Below are 17,818 nucleotides of genomic sequence, written 5' to 3'. Positions count from 1 at the left end.
CCGCTGGCCGGCACCCCCATGACGCCGGAAGGATGTGCATGGATGCCGGCCAGCGGCCGGCATTACCGCCATTCGTTCAAAGGAATGCCATGTTCCACCAGACCGACATCCGCACACTGCTTCCCGGAATGACGCCGTTCCCCGCCGACGTTTTTTCCCAGGAACAACCGTGGCTGGCCCAACACCTGCTGCCGCTGATCGGCATCGACCTGGGCATCCTGCGTCCGGAACTGGCCGGCACCGTGGCCACGATGCTGTGCCCGATAGAGCCGTATGAAGGCTGCATCGGCGAAGACACCGAAGAGCACCACAACGCGTTCACCGGGACCAACTGGATCGCATTCGAACTGACCACCGACAACCGCATGCGCTTCCTTGGCAACGCGGGCTACTTCGTCGGCGACCAGGAGCAGGACAGCGACGCGGTCGAGCACATCGCCGAGATGCGCGACAGTCACGCCAAGGCACACGCCTATTTCCAGACCCACGGCTCCCTGGCCAGCTACATGCGCTATGGCGATGGCGAGCCGGGCGAACAGGCGTATCTGGACAGGCTCGGCGGGCAGATTTCCGGCGGCAACTGGACCGAAACCGCCGAGATCCCGCCGGCATTCGAGATCGCACTGGATCCGGCGATGTATGACCGCGACCGACCTGACGATGCCGAGAACGTGCGCATCACCCGCGATGGCAAACCGTTCTTCGCGGTCGCCGAGGTAGCCGGTTACAACTGGTGCGCCGCGGGTGCCGATGCCATCGTGATGCTGTACGAACCGGACAGTCGCACCGTGTTGTTCTCCTACGACTGGAGCTGAGCGCGCGCCTGTCGGCCAACACGCGCTCAACGCGCGCCGCGCACCTGCAGCTGTCCATCCACCTTGCGCCCGTCTTCCAGGCTCAGCCGCAGCGGCAGCTGTGCCCCCTCCTTCAGCGGCACCTCCGGCTGCATGAGCATCAGGTGCAAGCTCCCCGGCTTCAGCTCGACGGTCGCACCGGCCGCGATCGGCAATCGCTCCACCGCGCGCATCCGGCTGACCCCGTCGACCAGCGTGGTTTCATGCAGGGACACATCGCCGAACGCCTTGCTGCCCGCGGCGATCACCACGACCGCCTCGCGGCAGTCGTTGCGGATCTGCCCGTAACCGGCAGCCATCGGCATCCCGGCCGGCGGCAACCGCACCCAGCCGTCGCGCAGTGACACACAGGAAGGTTCTGCGGCCACTGTCGGCGCAGATGCTGCGATCGCACACAGTCCCAACAATACGCACACGAATGGTTTGGTTATCATCGGCTTCGTTCCCTGTCCGCAACGAGACTGCAGCATGACGACGCTCATCGAGGTGATCAACCATGGCCCCATCCGCGAACTGCGGCTGGCGCGCCCGCCGGTCAATGCGTTGGACACCGAGCTGTGCCGGCACCTGATCCAGGCGATCAACCAGGCCATGTCCGAGGACGTGCACGGCATCGTGCTGTCCGGGAGCGAGCGCATCTTCAGTGCCGGCATGGACGTGCCGCACCTGCTCGGCCATGGCGATGACAAGCACAAGCTGCTGGACAGCTGGCAGGCCTTCTTCGGCGCCGTGCGCACCCTGGCCGAATGCCGCGTGCCGGTGGTGGCGGCCATGACCGGGCACGCCCCGGCCGGCGGCTGCGTGCTGGCGCTGTGCTGCGACTACCGGATCATCGCGCGCAGCCCCGATGCCGCCCATCCCACGGTGATCGGCCTGAACGAAGTGCAGGTCGGGCTGGTCGCGCCGGAAGGCATCCAGCGCCTGATGCGCCGCGTGGTCGGCCACCATCGGGCCACCACCCTGCTGGTCGGCGGCGAGATGGTGCCGGCCGAGCGTGCACTGCAGATCGGGCTGGTCGATGAGGTGGTCGATGCGGACCTGGTCGTCGCCCGCGCCGTGGCCTGGCTGCAGAGCCTGCTGAAGCTGCCGCGCCAACCGATGCTGCTGACCCGCGCCATCGCCCGCGCCGACCTGCATGAGGCGCTGCACGCCGACCTCATCCAGCTGGACCGCTTCGTGGACGCCTGGTACGCCCCGGACGCCCAGCAGGCGCTGCACGGGCTGGTCGCCCGGCTGGGCAAGGGGTAAAGCGTCCCCGCATGCGCGCTGCCGCCCCGCGGCTCGCTGTGCAAACCGCGGGCCCCTCTTACCGACCCCCACACCCCCGCCGCTTCGCGGCAGCCCCCTGACTCAGGGGGCTTTCCCTCCAGACGCGCCCCGGCATTCCCAGCTCTTGGCCGGCACTACCCTATAATTCCGGTTCGCCCCCTGCCGGTTGCCGCCCTTGTCCGCCACGCACGAACCCGTCGTTTCCGAGCTGATCGACCTGCTCTCGCTCGAACGCCTGGAAGACAATCTATTCCGCGGCCAGAGCCGCGATATCGGCACCAAGTACGTCTTTGGCGGCCAGGTGCTGGGCCAGGCGCTGTCCGCCGCCCAGAAGACGGTCGAGAACGGCCGTCACGTGCATTCGCTGCACGCCTACTTCCTGCGCGCCGGCAACATCGACCATCCCATCGTCTATGACGTGGACCGTACCCGCGATGGCGGCAGCTTCTCCGTGCGCCGGGTCACCGCGATCCAGCACGGCAAGGTGATCTTCTTCTGCGCGGCCTCGTTCCAGCAGGCCGAGACCGGCGCCGAGCACCAGCACAAAATGCCGGAAGTGCCGCAGCCGGAAGACATCGAGCCGAACCAGCCGTTGCCGCAGGCGGTGCTTGATCGCCTGCCGATCAAGGTGCAGCGCTGGCTCTCGCGGGGCGGCCCGTTCGAGTTCCGCCATGTCTACCCGCGCGACGAACTCCATCCGCCCAAGCGCCCGCCGTACCACCAGGTGTGGCTGCGCCTGAACGAGACCGTCGGCGATGCCCCCGAGCTGCATCAGGCCCTGCTCGCCTACGCGTCGGATTTCCATCTGCTCGGCACCGCGACCTTCCCGCACGGCATCAGCTACTACCAACCGCACGTGCAGATGGCCTCACTGGACCATGCGATCTGGTTCCACCGCCCGTTCCGCGCCGACGACTGGCTGCTGTATTCGCTGGACAGCCCCAGCGCGCAGGATTCGCGCGGCCTGGCGCGTGGCCAGTTCTTCACCCGCAACGGCATCCTGGTCGCCAGCACGGCGCAGGAAGGCCTGATCCGCGTGGTCGACGACAGTGCCGCGGCCGCCGCCGTACCGGCCAAGGACTGACATGAGACAGATCTTCAACAGCCAGCGCGTGGAGACCGTCGAAGGCGTGGCCCAGCTGCTGCGCGACGCCGGCATCGAAGTGCGCATCACCAACGGGCGCTCGTACCACAGCAAGCGCGGCAGCCAGTTCAGCTATCTGGACAAGGAAAAGGCCACCACCCATCCGACCCTGTGGGTGGTGCATGCCGACGACCAGCCGCGCGCCCGTGAGATCCTGCGTGATGCGCGCCTGCTGGAAACCACCCGCCGCGATCACCCGACCGCGCAGTTCGCGTTCCGCGATGAGGTCGCCCAGAACGACGCACCGCGCAACTGGGCCTGGCGCATCCGCATCGGCCTGCTGCTGGTGATCGCTGCCGTGGCGATGGTGGTGGTCATGCGCCACCGCGGCGCCCCCGCCGTGGTGCCAGCGCCGGTACCGGCGGCACAGCCGGCCGCGTCGCCGACCGCACCGGCGGCCACCCCGCCGGAAGAAGAGGAAGTGCGGGTCCGGATCCAGCCGACTGAATAACGGGTAGTGCCGGCCGCTGGCCGGCTCCTCGTGCGGTTGGAATCCTGCAGAGCCGGCCAACGGCCGGCACTACCCGGTCACATTCCGGTCGAGGCATCGTCATACTCGGATCACCGCCGGGGAACGTGCCATGACGCATCCGCTGACCACTACGCTCGAACGCGAACTGCCCGCCGCCGCGGGCGGCTGCCAGCAATCCTACGGGCGCATCGTGCTGGCCTGCCAGAACACGGTCACCGCGATCGCGCTGGCGATCACCCGCGACGTGCACGCCAGCGAGGACATCGCGCAGGAAGCCTTCATCAAGGCCTGGCAGCAGCTCAACCAGCTGCACAGCCATGCCAGCTTCCTGCCGTGGCTGCGCCAGATCACCCGCAACCTCGCCCGTGACTGGCTGCGCGCCAACCGCGGCCGGCCGCTGTCCGGCGAGGCCGCCGAGATCGCCATCAACATGGCCGCCGACCCCAGCCCGAGCGCCCCGGAGCACCTGCAGCGGGTGGAAGAGGAAGTGGCGGCGGAAGAGATCATCTCGGCGCTGCCCGAAGACAGCCGCGAGACGCTGCTGCTGTATTACCGCGAAGGCCAGAGCTCACAGCAGGTCGCCGACCTGCTCGGCCTCAGTGACGCCGCCGTGCGCAAGCGACTGTCTCGCGCTCGCGCCACCGTGCGCGAAGAAATGATGCGCCGGTTCAGCGAGTTCGCGCGCAGCAGCGCACCGAGCGCTGCGTTCGCCACGACGGTGGTCTCGATGGTGCTGGTCGCCGCGCCCGGCACGGCCAGTGCCGCGATCCTGCTCGGCACCGGGCTGGGTACCAGCAAGCTCGGGCTGGGCGGTGCCAGTGTTTCCGGCGGTGCCGCTCTGGGCTCGTTGAGTGCAGCGGCCAGCCAGAGTCATGTGCTGCCGCCGGATTTCGCGTGGGGCGCGATCGCCGGCAGCGTGGTCGGGGGCGTACTGGGCAGCTATCTGGGGGGTCGTTACCTGCTCTCGTACGCCGAGAACGAGGACGAGCGAACCGCCATCCGCGGGTTCGTGCACTACAGCACCTTCACCGCGATGTTGACCTGCGTGGCCGTGTTCGCCTTGAGCTTCCTGCCGCTGGCCTGGTACTGGCCCGTGGTGGCGCTGGCGATCGGCCTGTCCATGATCAACTATCAGTGTCTCGTTCCGCTGCAGCGGATCATGGCCCCGATGATCGCGCGCGATGCGGCGCGCCATGGACGCACCGGCCCGAACTGGAAATACGAGTCGCTGTACGGCCGCAAGGCGCTGTGGGTGATGAACCTGTTCGTGGTCGGCACCATCGTCTGGGCGATGTACAAGAACGGACGGCTCTGAAACAGAAAAGCGCCGGTCGATGACCGGCGCTTTCTCGTGCAACACCTTCGTACCGCTTATTTCGCGGCCGGTGCCTTCGGCGGCATCGGCGGCTTGCCGTCGCGGTGCTTGCCATCGCGGTGATCGCCACGCGGGCCACCGAACGGGCCCTTGGCCGCATCGAACTCGGCCTTGCTCAGCTGGCCATCCTTGTTGGTGTCGGCCGCGGCGAACCAGGCATCGCGATGCTGCTTCATGCGCAGCTCGCGATCGGCCTTGTCCAGGTAGCCATCCTTGTTGACGTCCATCGCATCGAAGCGCGCGGCAAGGCGAGGATCGGCCTTGGCTTCCTCACGGCTGATGCGGCCATCCTTGTTGGTGTCCAGCTTGGCCATCCAGTCGCCATGACCGCCCGGGCCACGCCCGTGGCGCTTGCCGTGCCAGCGCGGCAGTTCCTCGCGGGAGAGCTTGCCGTCCTTGTTGGCGTCCAGCGTGTCGAACTGCGCGGCCAGACGCGGCGCCTTCGCCGCTTCGGTGCGGTCGATGAAGCCATCACCGTTGGTATCCAGCTTGGCGCGGGCGGGCTTGTCGCCGGCGGCGGGGGTATCGGCAGCGACCGCCAGGCCGGCAGCACCGGTGGACAGCAGCAGGGCCAGCAGCAGGAGGGATGTGCGGTTGCGCATGGGTAACTCCGGTTCGTGAGGGAAACTGTGTGCGGTGCGTGGCACCCACACCGGTAACAACGCGTGGGCGCCAGCACCGTTGACAGCCCGGCCGGCCGTGTTCATTTGGCAGACAGTCGCGGCGGCTGCGACGGCACGGGGCTATGCTGTGGGCATGGCAATACACGGCGACCGCGACGACGAGCTGCGACTGTTCCAGACCGGCGACCACCCCTGTGGCTACTGGCCGGAACGGGCCGCGCGCGATCTGGTGCTCGATCCCAACGATCCGCGCCTGGGCACGCTGTACCCGATGGCGCTCGGCTGGGGCTTCCGCCGCTCCGGCGATCTGGTCTACCGCCCGCACTGCGCCGACTGCCACGCCTGCGTGGCCGTGCGCATCCCCGTGGCCCGCTTCGCACCGGACCGCAGCCAGCGCCGCTGTCTGGCCCGCAATGCCGATCTGGAAGTGCGGATCGTCGCGGCCGAGCAGACCGAAGAGCAGTTCGCGCTGTACCACCGCTACCTCACCCACCGCCACGCGCAGGGCGGCATGGACGAGCACGGCCCGCACGAGTTCGACCAGTTCCTGATCGGGCGCTGGTCGCAGGGCCGTTTCATCGAAATCCGTGGGCCGGCCGAGGATGGCCATCGCGGTCCGCTGCTCGGGGTCGCCGTGACCGACGTGACCCCGCAGGGGCTCTCGGCGGTCTATACCTTCTTCGATCCGGACCAGGCCCATCGCGGCCTGGGCACCTTCGCGATCCTGCAGCAGATCGCCTGGGCCCAGCGCGAGCACCTGCCGCACCTCTACCTGGGCTACTGGATCCGCGGCCACCGCAAGATGGACTACAAGCGCCGGTTCCGCCCGCTGGAGGCCTATGACGGTCGCCGCTGGCACGTGTTCGACGACGAATCGGACGGCCGCTGACGCATCACTGACACCGCGACGGGTGCAGAATAGGCGGATGAAAGCCCATCCCCTGATCCTTGCCCTGGCCCTGCTCTGCGGCGCCTGCGCACAGACCCCTGCCAAGACCGCCGCCATGCCGGATCCCGCTTCCGCACCGCTGCGGATCGCCACCTACAACACCTCCCTGTACAGCGACGAGACCGGCGGCCTGATCGCCGAGCTCGAAGGCGACAGCGAACACGCGCGCAAGATCGCCGCCGTCCTGCAGCAGGTCCGCCCGGATCTGGTGCTGCTCAACGAGTTCGATTACGACGACGCCCATCGCGCCGCCGACCTGTTCCAGAAGCGCTACCTGGAATCCGCCCAGCCGGGCGGCGGCGAGCCGCTGCACTACGCCTACCGCTACCTCGCCCCGGTCAACACCGGCGTGCAGAGCGGCCTGGACCTGGACAACAACGGCGAGATCGGCGGCGAAGGCCGCGCCCGTGGCAACGATGCCTGGGGCTACGGCCTGCACCCGGGCCAGTACGGCATGCTGGTGCTGTCGCGCTACCCGATCGATGACGCCAAGGTCCGCAGCTTCCAGCTGCTGAAGTGGAGCGCGATGCCCGGCGCCCTGCGCCCGATCGACCCGCGTACCGGGAAATCCTTCTACAACGACCACGTCTGGTCCCAGCTGCGCCTGTCGTCCAAATCGCATTGGGATGTTCCGGTGAACACCCCGAACGGCACCGTGCACGCCCTGGTCTCGCACCCGACCCCGCCGGTCTTCGACGGTCCGGAAAAGCGCAACGCCGCCCGCAACCACGACGAACTGCGCCTCTGGCAGGACTACCTCAAGGACCGTGACACGTCGTGGCTGTGCGATGACCGTGGCCACTGCGGCGGCCTTCCGCAGGACGCACGCTTCGTCATCCTCGGCGACCTCAACAACGACCCGGTCGACGGCGACGGCCGCCATGAGGCCATCGTCGAACTCATCGAGAACGCCCGCGTCCTGCGCTACCCCACCCCGCGCAGCGTCGGCGCCGAGCAGACCAGCCTGGCCTATGCCGAGAAGGGCATCGTCCGCAAAGGCGCCCCCTTCCACGCCACCGGCGACTTCGGCCCCAAATCCGGCACCATGCGCCTGGACTACGTCCTGCCCTCGGTCGGCTTCAGCTACATCGGCAGCGGCGTGTTCTGGCCGTCCAATGACAGCCCGGAAGCCAAGATTGCCGACGGCAGCGACCACCATCTGGTGTGGGTGGACGTGAAGTAACGCCTGCTTCGTTCTGAACGGAAAAACGGCGAGCCAAGGGCTCGCCGTTTTTTTAATGCTCTACATCAAGGTGTGCAGGGCATGATGCATTGCCATCCAGTTGGCAGGGAGGCCGCGCTTGATGACAGAATGCGGACACCATCATTGCCGCAGGAAGCGCTCGGGTGCATCGAAACCTCGTCATGATTCTCGCTGTATCCGCGCTGCTCGCCGTGTTCATGATCGGCTGGCCTGGAATCGCCCTGCATGTCATTGCGTTTCCGATGATCGGCCTGCTTCCTGCGTGTGTGGCCTGGTACAAGGGGTACGGAGAAAAATTCGGGACGTGGTGGTTGTATGGCTCGGTTCTGGCGCCGATCGCCTTCATCCACGTCACCGTCCTGCCCTGGGCGCAACGCTGAGGCGATCTTCCGCTTACTCAGCGATGCGCCGCACGCTCACGACGACCGCAACTCGATCCCGATAGCCTCAGCAGCCTCACGCGCAATCTTCCGCGCCTCGTCGATATCCGCGCCACGCGCCAGCGTCACGCCCACACGGCGATGCCCGTGCACGCTCGGCTTGCCGAACAGCCGCAGCGCCGAATCCGGATGCACCAATGCTTCGGCCACATTGCTGAAGAACGGCACGCCCTCGCCATGCGCCAGCATCGCGCACGACGCCGACGGACCGCTCTGGCGGATCACCGGGATCGGCAACCCCAGAATCGCCCGCGCATGCAGCGCGAACTCACTCAACTCCTGCGATGCCAACGTCACCAGGCCCGTGTCGTGCGGACGCGGCGACACCTCGCTGAACCACACCTCGTCGCCCTTCACGAACAACTCGACCCCGAACAGGCCCCAGCCGCCGAGCTCGTCGGTGATCGCCTGCGAAATCTCTTCCGCCCGCGCCAGCGCACGCGGCGACATCGGCTGCGGCTGCCAGCTCTCGCGGTAATCCCCGTCCTTCTGCCAATGCCCGATCGGCGCACAGAACGACGTCCCGCCCGCGTGGCGAACGGTCAGCAGGGTGATTTCGTACTCGAAATCGATGAAGCCCTCGACGATGCAGCGCCCGGCGCCCGCACGGCCACCGGTCTGCGCGTATTCCCAGGCGGGCGCGATGTCCGCGTCCTGGCGCAACGTGCTCTGGCCTTTGCCCGAGGAGGACATCACCGGCTTGACCACGCACGGCAGCCCGATCGCCGCCACGGCTGCACGGTACTCGGCGTCGGTATCGACGAAGCGGTAGGGCGAGGTCGGCAGGCCCAGGGTCTCGGCGGCAAGCCGGCGGATACCCTCGCGGTCCATGGTCAGGCGTGCCGCACGCGCGGTCGGCACCACCCGCAGGCCCTGCTCCTGTTCCAGCTGGACCAGCGTTTCGGTATGGATCGCCTCGATCTCTGGCACCACCAGGTGCGGCTTCTCCAGCGCGATCAACGCGCGCAGCGCCATCGCGTCGAGCATGTCGATCACGTGCGACCGGTGGGCCACCTGCATCGCCGGTGCGTTGGCGTAGCGGTCGGCAGCGATCACCTCCACCCCCAGGCGCTGCAGCTCGATGGCGACTTCCTTGCCGAGTTCGCCGGATCCCAGCAGCAGCACACGGGTGGCGGAAGGAGACAGCGGCGTACCGAGCGTGGACATGGCGGTGTTCCGGGCAACAGGGGCGGGAGGGCATTCTAGCCGCTGCGGCGGCCCCATGGCCGACCGGCCGGGCACTTGCAGGTTGATATCAATTTGATATCTTCAACTCAATCACCCAAGGACGCCCCGCCATGAAAGAGAAGTCGATCCGCTCGCTGTCCGGCCTGCCCTTCCTGCTGCTGGTCCTGGCCCTGACCGCCGTGGCCGTGTGGATGTTCGTGGTGGGTGTGGAGCGCGGCAACCGCAATCCGGCACTGATCGTCGGCAGCCTGGTGCTGGCCACCACTGCCCTGCTCAGCCTGGTCGGCCTGTACACCGTGCAGCCCAACCAGGCCGTGGTCGTCAGCCTGTTCGGCAAGTACGTCGGCACCGTGAAGGAGAACGGCCTGCGCTGGAACAACCCGTTCTTCACCAAGGTCAAGGTGAGCCAGCGCGTGCGCAACTTCGAAAGCGGGAAGCTCAAGGTCAACGAACTCGATGGCAGTCCGATCGAGATCGCCGCAGTGATCGTGTGGCAGGTGGTGGATGCGTCCGAGGCCGTCTACAACGTGGACGATTACGAGAGCTTCGTGCACATCCAGTCCGAATCGGCGCTGCGCGCGATGGCCACCAGCTACCCCTACGACCAGCACGAGGAAGGCCAGCTGTCGCTGCGCAGCCATGCGGCCGAGATCTCGCAGCACCTCAAGGACGAGCTGGCCGAGCGCCTGGCCGATGCCGGCGTGCAGGTGATCGATGCGCGCATCAGCCACCTCGCGTATGCCCCGGAAATTGCCCAGGCGATGCTGCAGCGCCAGCAGGCCAACGCCGTCATCGCCGCACGCACGCGTATCGTCGCTGGTGCGGTCGGCATGGTTGAGATGGCCCTGGCCGAACTGCAGAAGAACGGCGTGGTCCAGCTCGATGAGGAGCGCAAGGCGCACATGGTCAGCAACCTGTTGACCGTACTGTGTTCGGACCGTGGCACCCAGCCGGTGGTCAACGCCGGCTCGCTGTATTGATGCACCCGCGACGCCGAGGGGACGGCACGCGCTGTTGATAAAGGACCCCGCATGACCGAAAAGAAAGCGTACCCGCTGCGTATCAATGCCGATGTTCTGGCGGCGGCGCAGCGCTGGGCCGACGACGAGCTGCGCAGCCTCAATGCGCAGATCGAATACGTGCTGCGTGATGCACTGCGCAAGGCCGGACGCCTTCCCAAACCCACCACCGACAAGGAGAGCAAGTCATGAGCAGGCGCTGGAGCTATCTCACCGTTGAAGTGAAGCCCAACCTGATGGGGATCGTCAAAGCCGAGCAGATCCAGGATGAACTGACCAAGCAGGGCCAGCTGGGCTGGGAGCTGGTCAACGCGATCAGCCTGGTGTCGGCACCTCCCTTCACGACGTCGGTGCTGATCTTCAAGAAGGAGGCATGACGTGAGTGCACCTCACCCCTTCGAGGTTGCCCCGGCACCGCCCTGGCGGCTGCTGTGGCTGTGGGTTCCGCTGCTGCTCGTCGCCGGCCTGATGGTGGGCACCGCGCTGGATGCGCCGGAGCGCTCACACACCGAACTGTTCATCACCCTGCCATTCCTGGCGGTGCTGGCGGCCGCGCTGACCTGGGCGTACACCCGCCGCCGCATCGTGCTGCACGAGGACACGCTGGAGGTGCAGTCGACCTTCTACCGCAAGCGCGTGCCGGTCCGTGACATGCGGCTGGACGAGGCGCGCATCGTCGATCTCGCCGAGCATGGCCGTTACAAGCCCTCGATCAAGACCAACGGCTACGGCGTGCCCGGCTTCCAGTCCGGGCATTACCGGATGGCGGACCGCAGCAAGGCGTTCTGCCTGATCACCGACAGCAGCCGGGTGCTGTACCTGCCGTTGCGCGATGGCAGCGCCCTGGTGATCAGCCCGGAGCGTCCACGCGCGCTGCTGGAGGCGCTGCAGGCGCTGGCCGGACCGCCGGGCGCGCACTAAGCTGGTGGCATGCGTAGATCCCCTGCTCTGCTGATCAACACCGCCGAGATCGAACTCTGGCCCGGCGGCCTGCTGCGTGCGCGCAGCTCCGCCGACGCGCGCGCCCTGGCCCGTGCGCAGTGGGTGCTGCGGCGCAAGCGCGATGGCCGCTACCTCGCCGTCGCCACTTCGCACGGCGTCCTGCCCCTGGTGCCACGCCTGATGCGCGAGCCGGGGATCGAAGCGGCGCTGGATGCACTGGACCGCCAGCTGCTGGATCGCCGCCGCGGCAGCGCGCCCGACGCGGTGCTGCCCCTGAGCGGGCTGCAGGATCGCCTCGAGACCCTCGGGATTGATGCCGATGCCTACGAAGCCGCGACCGGTCTGGCGCTGGAAGCCGAACCGACCCAGCTGCACCTGGCCGGTTTCGACCGCTACCGTCGCCCCCTGTGGCTGCACCGCGACGCTGCTCGAGGCTGGCAACGCCTGCGCCAGCAGGCCGCCGCCGATGGCATCGCCCTGGATGCGATCTCCGGCTACCGCAGCCACGATTACCAGCTCGGCATCTTCGCGCGCAAACGCGACCGCGGGCTGGGCGTGGAGGACATCCTGAAGGTCAATGCCGCACCGGGCTACAGCGAGCACCACAGCGGTTACGCGCTGGATATCGGCACGCCGGGCGAACCGCCGGCCGAAGAATCGTTCGAATCCACGGCGGCCTTCGCCTGGCTGGGCGAGCATGCAGAGCGCTTCGGGTTCCAGCTGAGCTACCCGCGCGACAACCCGCACGGCATCGTCTACGAACCGTGGCACTGGTGCTGGCGGCGGCCCCGCCAGTGACTCCGTCCTGCTTCAGTCCTGCGAGCGGTTGGTCGTCGCCTTCGGATCCACGGTGAAATCGGCGATCCGCCACAGGTACAGGCTGGCGTAGGTCCGGAACGGACCCCACTTCTCGCCGCGGGCAAGCAGCTCCTTGGGGCTCGGCATCCGCTCGGCCTTGTCCACGCGCTGCGCGCCCTTGCGGACCCCCAGGTCGTCGACCGGCAGGATGTCCGGGCGGCCGAGCCGGAACATCAACATCATTTCCACCGTCCAGCGGCCGATGCCGCGGATCGGCACCAGGGCGTCGATGATCGCGTCGTGGTCCATCACCGACATCCGGCGCAGGTCGGGGATTTCGCCGGCCGCCTCGCGCCGCGCGAGGTCGCGCAGCGCCAGCGCCTTGTTGCCCGAGACACCGCACACCCGCAGCCCCGGATCGTCGATGCGCGACAGCGTATCGGCATGCAGCCGGCTGCTCCCGATCGCGGTTTCCACCCGCCCCACGATGGTCGAGGCGGCCTTCCCACTGAGCTGCTGGAACAGGATCGCCCGCGCCAGCGCATCGACCGGGTCGAAGCTCTTCGCCCAGCCCGGCTGTGCCTGGATCGGGCCGAGCCGCTTCATCCACGTGCCCAGCCGGCGGTCGCGCCGGCTCAGCCAGTCGTGGGCTTCATCGACATCGAAGCCGCGGCGGTAACGGGGCATGTCAGCGCCTCAGGGCATTCAGGCCGTAGGCCAGCCAGCCCACCATCAGGGCGGTGCCACCGACCGGCGCCAGCTGGGTGCTGAGCTTCCACAGTGCGCCAGCCACCAGGCTGCCGGAGAACAGCAACGTGCCGATCAGCAGGACATACAAGGCCAGCCGGCCCAGGGTGTTCTGCTGGGTGGGACCAAGCACCGCCAGCGCCACGCCATGCCCGAACGCATACAGCGCCGCGGTGGTCACATGCGACTGCGCCTGTGGGTCGGCGATGCCATGCGAGGCGTAAGCGGACAGGCCGACCGCGGTGGCTGCCAGCAGGCCGCCCAGGCCGGCCAGCAGGGAGGGTTTGCGCGTGCGTCGTTCCAGGTTGAGCATGCTTGCGTCCTTCAGACAGTGCCCCGCTGCCGGAGCCAAAAAAAAACGCGCCGCAGGAAGCGGCGCGTTTCAGGTCGTGCGTTACATCACGGCAACCGTCGGATTACTTGACGGCCCAGTAGATGTCGTACGTGCCTTCCGGAGTGAACGACTTTTCCACGCCGTCCTTCCAGGACTCGTACGGACGGTCGATCACTTCGTTGCCGCCGGTCACCGACCACGCACGCAGGGCGTTGCGGGCGATGTCCAGGCCGGCCATGTGGCCGGTGTAGGCCGCGTGGGCCGAACGGTGCGGAGCAACATGCACGTACTTGACCGGTGCACCACCGTCGATCTTCACCGTCAGGGCTTCGGCAGTCGCGCCTTCAGCACCCTTCTTCTTGACCGGCTGGGCCACGTCGAAGGCGTACTTCTCGGCGCCGAAATCGGTGGTGATGATGCGGAACGGACCGGCGGCTTCGAGGTTGTTGGCCTCCATGACGCGCTTGATCCACTCCTGGTTGTCCTTGATGGACTTGGTGATGGTCTCCTGGCCGCGATCCACGTTGCCGGCGGTGACGACCAGCAGGTCCTCGGCCGGGACGTCCACGATGGCCAGATCGGTCAGCGGGGCTTCGGCGGTGCGGTAGTCCACGTTCGGCACGGTGGCCAGCATGTTGGCCATGCGCGACAGACCCAGCTTCAGGTCGTCACCGGCGTGACGGCTGACGTACAGGCCCGCGTAACGACCGAACAGGTTGAAACCGTACTTGACGCTGTAGTCCTGCGTGATCTTGACGTTGCGGCCACCCTTGCCGGTCGGCTCCAGGGTGAAGTTGGTCACCTTGTCGTGACCCTTGCTCTCGTCTTCGATGGCGATCGCAACGTGCTTGTTCTGCTCGGACTCGGTGATCACCCAGCTACCCTGGCCCAAGGAACCTTCCTTGGAGGTGTAGTCCAGGCGTGCGCCGACGCCGGCAGCCGGGCCGGAGTGCTTCAGTTCAACGGCGGGATCGCGCAGCAAGAGCGGGTTCCAGTCCTTGAAGCGGCGCAGGCTGTTGACCGTGTCGAACACGATCGTCATCTTGCGGTTGGTCTCGATGCTTTCGGAAATATGGCGCTCGCCCGGCAGACATACGCCAATGATGACGAACAGGCCAGCCACGATCCCCAAGGCGATCAGGAACTCGATAATACGGGTCATTCAGGAGTCTCCGGGGCCGATCCCACGGCCGGGTTGATTGAAGCGAAGCGCCAATCCTAGCAGGCTTCGCCGGTGTTGTTGATCAGGGTTGGCACACCGGTTTCCATGTCGGCAGCGGTTTTGCATAGACAAGGAGCGGAAAGATAACGCATCGCGCGTGTCAGCACGTAGCGGATGGAGAATATTTCTTTGCCGGATTCGGCCGCTGGGCTCGAAAACACCCCTGCATCGCTTGCGCTGCAAGGGTTTCACGGATTTCAGAAAATACCCGGCAGCGGCGGCCACCCGAAGGTCTCCGCCGGCCCGCCAGGCTCAGACCAGCTGCAGCTCGAAGGCCTTGAGCACCGCCCGGGTACGGTCGCGCACGCCCAGCTTGGAGAGGATGTTGGACACGTGGTTCTTGATGGTGCCCTCGGCCACGCCCAGTGAATTGGCGATCTCCTTGTTCGAGAAGCCGCTGGCCATCAGCCGCAGGATCTCGGTCTCACGGTCGGTCAACGGATCCGGCCGGTCCAGGCTCACGAACTCGTTGCGCATGTGCTCCAGGCCCGACAGCAGGCGCTGGGTGACCGCCGGCTGCACCAGCGAGCCGCCGTCGGCCACGGTCCGGATCGCGCCCACCAGCTGGTCCAGGGTCACATCCTTGAGGAGGTAGCCCTTGGCGCCGGCCTTGAGCCCGGCCAGCACCAGCTGGTCGTCATCGAAGGTGGTCAGGATGATGGTCGGCGGCAGCTGGTTCAGCCGCGACAGCATCTGCAGCGCTTCCAGGCCGGACATGACCGGCATGCGCATGTCCATCAGCACCACGTCCGGGCGGACCTGCGGAACCACCTCGACTGCCTGGCGGCCATCGGCGGCCTCGGCGACCACCTCGATGCCGTCATCCAGCGCCAGCAGCGAGCGGATTCCCTGCCGCACCAGGGTTTGGTCGTCGACCAGGCAGACGCGAATCATCAACGCACTCCTTCAATGACAGCGGTCAGCATCAATACTGGCACGCCGGGCACCGAGGCACGAAGGCGGAAGCCCTGTCCCCGGCGGGTTTCGATCTGCAGCTCACCACCGCATTGTTGCAGGCGCTCGCGCATCCCGCGCAACCCGTTGCCGACCACGATCCCGTCGGCGCCCACCCCGTCATCATGCGCTTCCAGCACCACGACGCCCGGCGGCTCGCGCCGGACCTTGATCCACAGGTTGCGCGCGCCGGCATGGCGCACCGCATTGGTGATGATTTCCTGGGTGCAGCGCAGCAGCACGTGGGCGCGCTCGGGGTCTTCCACGCTCAGCGGCTCGTCGATGTCCAGGTGGATTTCCAGCGAGGGCACCTGCTCGGTCAGCGGCCGCAGGGCGGCGGCCAGGTCGATCGCCCCGCTGTCGCGCAGCTGGCTGACCGCCTCGCGCACATCGGTCAGCAGCAGCTTGGCCAGGGTGTGGGCTTGATGCACGTGCTCCTGGGCCTGGCCCTCGGTGATGTGGCCGGCCACTTCCAGATTCAGGCTGAGGGCGGTCAGGTGGTGGCCCAGCAGGTCGTGCAGCTCGCGCGAGATGCGCGTGCGTTCGTTGACCCGGGCGCTCTCGGCCAGCAGCACGCGGGTGGCGCGCAGCTCCGTGTTGAGCCGCCGCTGCTCTTCCCGGGCATCGGTCTGCTGGCGCGCGACCAGGCTGGTCACGAAGATGAACATGGAGAATCCGCCATACAGCAGCGACTGCATCACCGCCTCGAACAGCGAGAAGTTCAGGATCAGGTAGTAGACCGGCAGCACCGCCAGCTGGCTGAGCAGCAGCCAGATCACGCCGCCGCGCACCGGCAGCATCCACGGGATGACGCCGGCGGCGACCATCATCAGGATGCTGCCCAGGCCCGAGCCGCTCAGGTAGCTCACACCCAGCGCCGAGGTGGTGAGCAGCACCAGCATCACCCGGTCGTACCAGCGCGAGTGGCCGCCGTTGCGCAGCCCGCGGGTCAGCCAGAAGTAGCCGGCGCCGAAAGCCAGGTAGGCGGCGAACAGCCACAGCGCCCAGGCATCGACGCCACCGCCGCGGCGCAGCAGTGCTTCGTACTGTGAATAAACCAGAGGGAGTCCGACCATGACCCAGGTGAACAGGCCGGCCAGTCGCAGTACTCGGGTGTGGCTGAGGTATCCCAACATGGACGCATAGTAGGCTGAACCTGTTCCCCTGCACTCCCACAGAAGTCATGCCTGTCGGCTCGCGGGGGGAAGCCACCCATGCAATAATCGGACCGAGGGCCCCTCGATGGGCCAACCGCGTTACCCCACGGAGTCACAATGTCGATTGTCATCCGCGACGTGCGCGAGCACGAGCTCGATTCCGTCCTGGCCCTGAACAACAATGCCGGCCTGGCCATCCTGCCGTTGGATGCCGCCCGCCTGCGTCTGTTCTATGAAAGCGCTGAGTATTTCCGCGTCGCCGAGCGCGACGGCAACCTGGCCGGTTTCCTGATCGGCTTCGGCAGCGACAGCCAGCACGACAGCAGCAACTTCGCCTGGTTCAAGCAGCAGCTGGGCAGCAAATTCTTCTATATCGACCGCATCGTGGTCGCCAGCCGCCGTCGCGGCGGTGGCGTCGGCCGTGCGTTCTATGCCGATGCACAGAGCTACGCCGAGCTGCGCTACCCGCAGCTGACCTGCGAGGTCTTCCTGGACCACGGTGCCGATGCCGCCCTGCTCTTCCACGGCAGCTTCGGCTTCCGCGAGGTCGGCCAGAACAACATGGCCCACGTCGATGTGCGCGCCAGCATGCTGCTCAAGGACCTGTGCAGTTACCAGTGGGTGCACGACACCTACGGCGACCAGTTGCCGGATGTGCCCTGGGTGGGCCATCGCCGCGAGCCGCTGCGCGTCCAGCAGCAGACGGGGACCTGATCGGTGGCGGCGAACATGGATTTTGAACAGGCCGGTGAACTGAAGATCGGCCAGGTCGGCATCGCCAACCTGCGTATCCGCACCCTCGACGTCGAACGCCTCACCCGTGAAATGCAGGAACGCGTCGCGCGTGCCCCGAAGCTGTTCGGGCGGGCCGCGGTCATCCTGGATTTCGGCGGGCTCAGCAGGATGCCCGACGTGGCCACCGCCAAGGCGCTGCTGGATGGCCTGCGCAAGGCCGGCGTGCTGCCGGTCGCGCTGGCCTACGGCACCACCGAAACCGACCTGCTCTCCCAGCAGCTCGGCCTGCCGCTGCTGGCCAAGTTCCGCGCCCAGTACGAACGCGCCGAGGCCGAGCCGGCCGCCGCGCCTGCCCGGGCGCCTGCGCCGGTGGCCGAGCCGCCGCGCCGCGC

Annotated in this window: 22 protein-coding genes and 1 pseudogene; 15 read left to right on the top strand and 8 right to left on the bottom strand. The window is 67.2% G+C overall.

The features are described from left to right. The first annotated feature begins 89 nt into the window (after window positions 1-89). Window positions 90-815: a hypothetical protein gene (locus AB9O74_RS18435; protein WP_038689696.1), complete on the top strand. Its 726-nt coding sequence runs from the start codon at window positions 90-92 to the stop codon at window positions 813-815. A 26-nt stretch (window positions 816-841) separates the two neighbouring features. On the opposite strand, the gene AB9O74_RS18430 is transcribed toward AB9O74_RS18435, so the two are convergent. Further along, window positions 842-1,288, bottom strand: coding sequence for a copper chaperone PCu(A)C (locus tag AB9O74_RS18430; protein WP_369350160.1), 447 nt, complete (start codon window positions 1,286-1,288; stop codon window positions 842-844). A gap of 34 nt (window positions 1,289-1,322) precedes the next feature. Here AB9O74_RS18430 and AB9O74_RS18425 point away from each other — a divergent pair, with 34 nt between their 5' ends. From AB9O74_RS18425 to AB9O74_RS18410, 4 genes are all read left to right on the top strand, one after another. After that, entirely contained in the window at window positions 1,323-2,102 is a 780-nt protein-coding gene (locus tag AB9O74_RS18425) for an enoyl-CoA hydratase/isomerase family protein (protein WP_369350159.1), read from the top strand. A gap of 196 nt (window positions 2,103-2,298) precedes the next feature. Continuing rightward, window positions 2,299-3,207: an acyl-CoA thioesterase II gene (gene tesB, locus AB9O74_RS18420; protein WP_176990062.1), complete on the top strand. Its 909-nt coding sequence runs from the start codon at window positions 2,299-2,301 to the stop codon at window positions 3,205-3,207. 1 nt (window position 3,208) lies between these two features. Next, window positions 3,209-3,718, top strand: coding sequence for a DUF2007 domain-containing protein (locus tag AB9O74_RS18415; protein WP_369350158.1), 510 nt, complete (start codon window positions 3,209-3,211; stop codon window positions 3,716-3,718). 130 nt (window positions 3,719-3,848) lie between these two features. Further along, window positions 3,849-5,054: an RNA polymerase sigma factor gene (locus AB9O74_RS18410; RefSeq protein ID WP_369350157.1), complete on the top strand. Its 1,206-nt coding sequence runs from the start codon at window positions 3,849-3,851 to the stop codon at window positions 5,052-5,054. A gap of 56 nt (window positions 5,055-5,110) precedes the next feature. Here AB9O74_RS18410 and AB9O74_RS18405 read toward each other — a convergent pair whose 3' ends face one another. Next, window positions 5,111-5,716 carry an EF-hand domain-containing protein gene (locus AB9O74_RS18405; RefSeq protein WP_176990065.1) on the bottom strand — a complete coding sequence of 202 codons (606 nt, stop codon included), beginning with the start codon at window positions 5,714-5,716 and terminating at the stop codon, window positions 5,111-5,113. Between the two features lie 154 nt (window positions 5,717-5,870). On the opposite strand from AB9O74_RS18405, the gene AB9O74_RS18400 reads away from it, so the two are divergent. The 3 genes from AB9O74_RS18400 to AB9O74_RS18390 all read left to right on the top strand — a co-directional run bounded on the left by AB9O74_RS18400 (window position 5,871) and on the right by AB9O74_RS18390 (window position 8,270). Next, on the top strand, window positions 5,871-6,626 hold the full coding sequence (locus AB9O74_RS18400; protein WP_176990066.1) for an arginyltransferase: 756 nt from the start codon (window positions 5,871-5,873) through the stop codon (window positions 6,624-6,626). 37 nt (window positions 6,627-6,663) lie between these two features. Continuing rightward, window positions 6,664-7,869, top strand: a complete 1,206-nt coding sequence (locus AB9O74_RS18395; RefSeq protein WP_176990067.1) for an endonuclease/exonuclease/phosphatase family protein — start codon at window positions 6,664-6,666, stop codon at window positions 7,867-7,869. 182 nt (window positions 7,870-8,051) lie between these two features. Then, window positions 8,052-8,270, top strand: coding sequence for a hypothetical protein (locus AB9O74_RS18390; RefSeq protein ID WP_346490474.1), 219 nt, complete (start codon window positions 8,052-8,054; stop codon window positions 8,268-8,270). 36 nt (window positions 8,271-8,306) lie between these two features. On the opposite strand, the gene purT is transcribed toward AB9O74_RS18390, so the two are convergent. Next, entirely contained in the window at window positions 8,307-9,497 is a 1,191-nt protein-coding gene (gene purT, locus AB9O74_RS18385) for a formate-dependent phosphoribosylglycinamide formyltransferase (RefSeq protein ID WP_346490473.1), read from the bottom strand. A gap of 131 nt (window positions 9,498-9,628) precedes the next feature. Here purT and AB9O74_RS18380 point away from each other — a divergent pair, with 131 nt between their 5' ends. From AB9O74_RS18380 to AB9O74_RS18360, 5 genes are read left to right on the top strand one after another with little or no spacing between them, the layout of a single operon-like run. Next, window positions 9,629-10,498 (top strand): SPFH domain-containing protein, encoded by an 870-nt coding sequence (locus tag AB9O74_RS18380; protein WP_346490472.1) that lies wholly within the window; start codon window positions 9,629-9,631, stop codon window positions 10,496-10,498. Window positions 10,499-10,549: 51 nt separating this feature from the next. Further along, the gene (locus AB9O74_RS18375) at window positions 10,550-10,729 is read left to right on the top strand and encodes an Arc family DNA binding domain-containing protein (protein WP_176990070.1); all 180 of its coding nucleotides are present in this window, start codon (window positions 10,550-10,552) and stop codon (window positions 10,727-10,729) included. Further along, the gene (locus AB9O74_RS18370) at window positions 10,726-10,914 is read left to right on the top strand and encodes a DUF4177 domain-containing protein (protein WP_176990071.1); all 189 of its coding nucleotides are present in this window, start codon (window positions 10,726-10,728) and stop codon (window positions 10,912-10,914) included. Before AB9O74_RS18375 ends, AB9O74_RS18370 begins: the two co-directional genes overlap by 4 nt. Window position 10,915: 1 nt before the next feature. Next, the gene (locus AB9O74_RS18365) at window positions 10,916-11,458 is read left to right on the top strand and encodes a PH domain-containing protein (protein ID WP_369350156.1); all 543 of its coding nucleotides are present in this window, start codon (window positions 10,916-10,918) and stop codon (window positions 11,456-11,458) included. Window positions 11,459-11,467: 9 nt separating this feature from the next. Then, a complete protein-coding gene (locus AB9O74_RS18360) occupies window positions 11,468-12,277 on the top strand; it encodes a M15 family metallopeptidase (protein ID WP_369350155.1) in 810 nt (269 codons plus the stop codon). Between the two features lie 12 nt (window positions 12,278-12,289). On the opposite strand, the gene AB9O74_RS18355 is transcribed toward AB9O74_RS18360, so the two are convergent. The 5 genes from AB9O74_RS18355 to AB9O74_RS18335 all read right to left on the bottom strand — a co-directional run bounded on the left by AB9O74_RS18355 (window position 12,290) and on the right by AB9O74_RS18335 (window position 16,670). Next, complete coding sequence (locus AB9O74_RS18355) at window positions 12,290-12,964, bottom strand: DNA-3-methyladenine glycosylase (RefSeq protein WP_179459503.1); 675 nt, start codon at window positions 12,962-12,964, stop codon at window positions 12,290-12,292. Between the two features lies 1 nt (window position 12,965). Continuing rightward, complete coding sequence (locus AB9O74_RS18350) at window positions 12,966-13,337, bottom strand: DUF423 domain-containing protein (protein ID WP_088432118.1); 372 nt, start codon at window positions 13,335-13,337, stop codon at window positions 12,966-12,968. 103 nt (window positions 13,338-13,440) lie between these two features. After that, on the bottom strand, window positions 13,441-14,520 hold the full coding sequence (locus AB9O74_RS18345; RefSeq protein ID WP_346479856.1) for an SRPBCC family protein: 1,080 nt from the start codon (window positions 14,518-14,520) through the stop codon (window positions 13,441-13,443). A gap of 312 nt (window positions 14,521-14,832) precedes the next feature. Then, window positions 14,833-15,474: a response regulator transcription factor gene (locus AB9O74_RS18340; RefSeq protein WP_019184539.1), complete on the bottom strand. Its 642-nt coding sequence runs from the start codon at window positions 15,472-15,474 to the stop codon at window positions 14,833-14,835. Then, entirely contained in the window at window positions 15,474-16,670 is a 1,197-nt protein-coding gene (locus tag AB9O74_RS18335; RefSeq protein WP_179459505.1) for a sensor histidine kinase, read from the bottom strand. The genes AB9O74_RS18340 and AB9O74_RS18335 overlap by 1 nt, the downstream gene beginning before the upstream one ends. Window positions 16,671-16,808: 138 nt before the next feature. Here AB9O74_RS18335 and AB9O74_RS18330 point away from each other — a divergent pair, with 138 nt between their 5' ends. Further along, the gene (locus AB9O74_RS18330; protein ID WP_179459506.1) at window positions 16,809-17,405 is read left to right on the top strand and encodes a GNAT family N-acetyltransferase; all 597 of its coding nucleotides are present in this window, start codon (window positions 16,809-16,811) and stop codon (window positions 17,403-17,405) included. 15 nt (window positions 17,406-17,420) lie between these two features. Continuing rightward, window positions 17,421-17,818: pseudogene (gene minC / locus AB9O74_RS18325) on the top strand (septum site-determining protein MinC); the annotation flags it as partial.

This window comes from Stenotrophomonas sp. JAG2 (genome assembly GCF_041080745.1).
GTDB classification, from domain to species: domain Bacteria; phylum Pseudomonadota; class Gammaproteobacteria; order Xanthomonadales; family Xanthomonadaceae; genus Stenotrophomonas; species Stenotrophomonas maltophilia_AA.
This window is presented reverse-complemented; position numbering and strand designations above follow the sequence as displayed.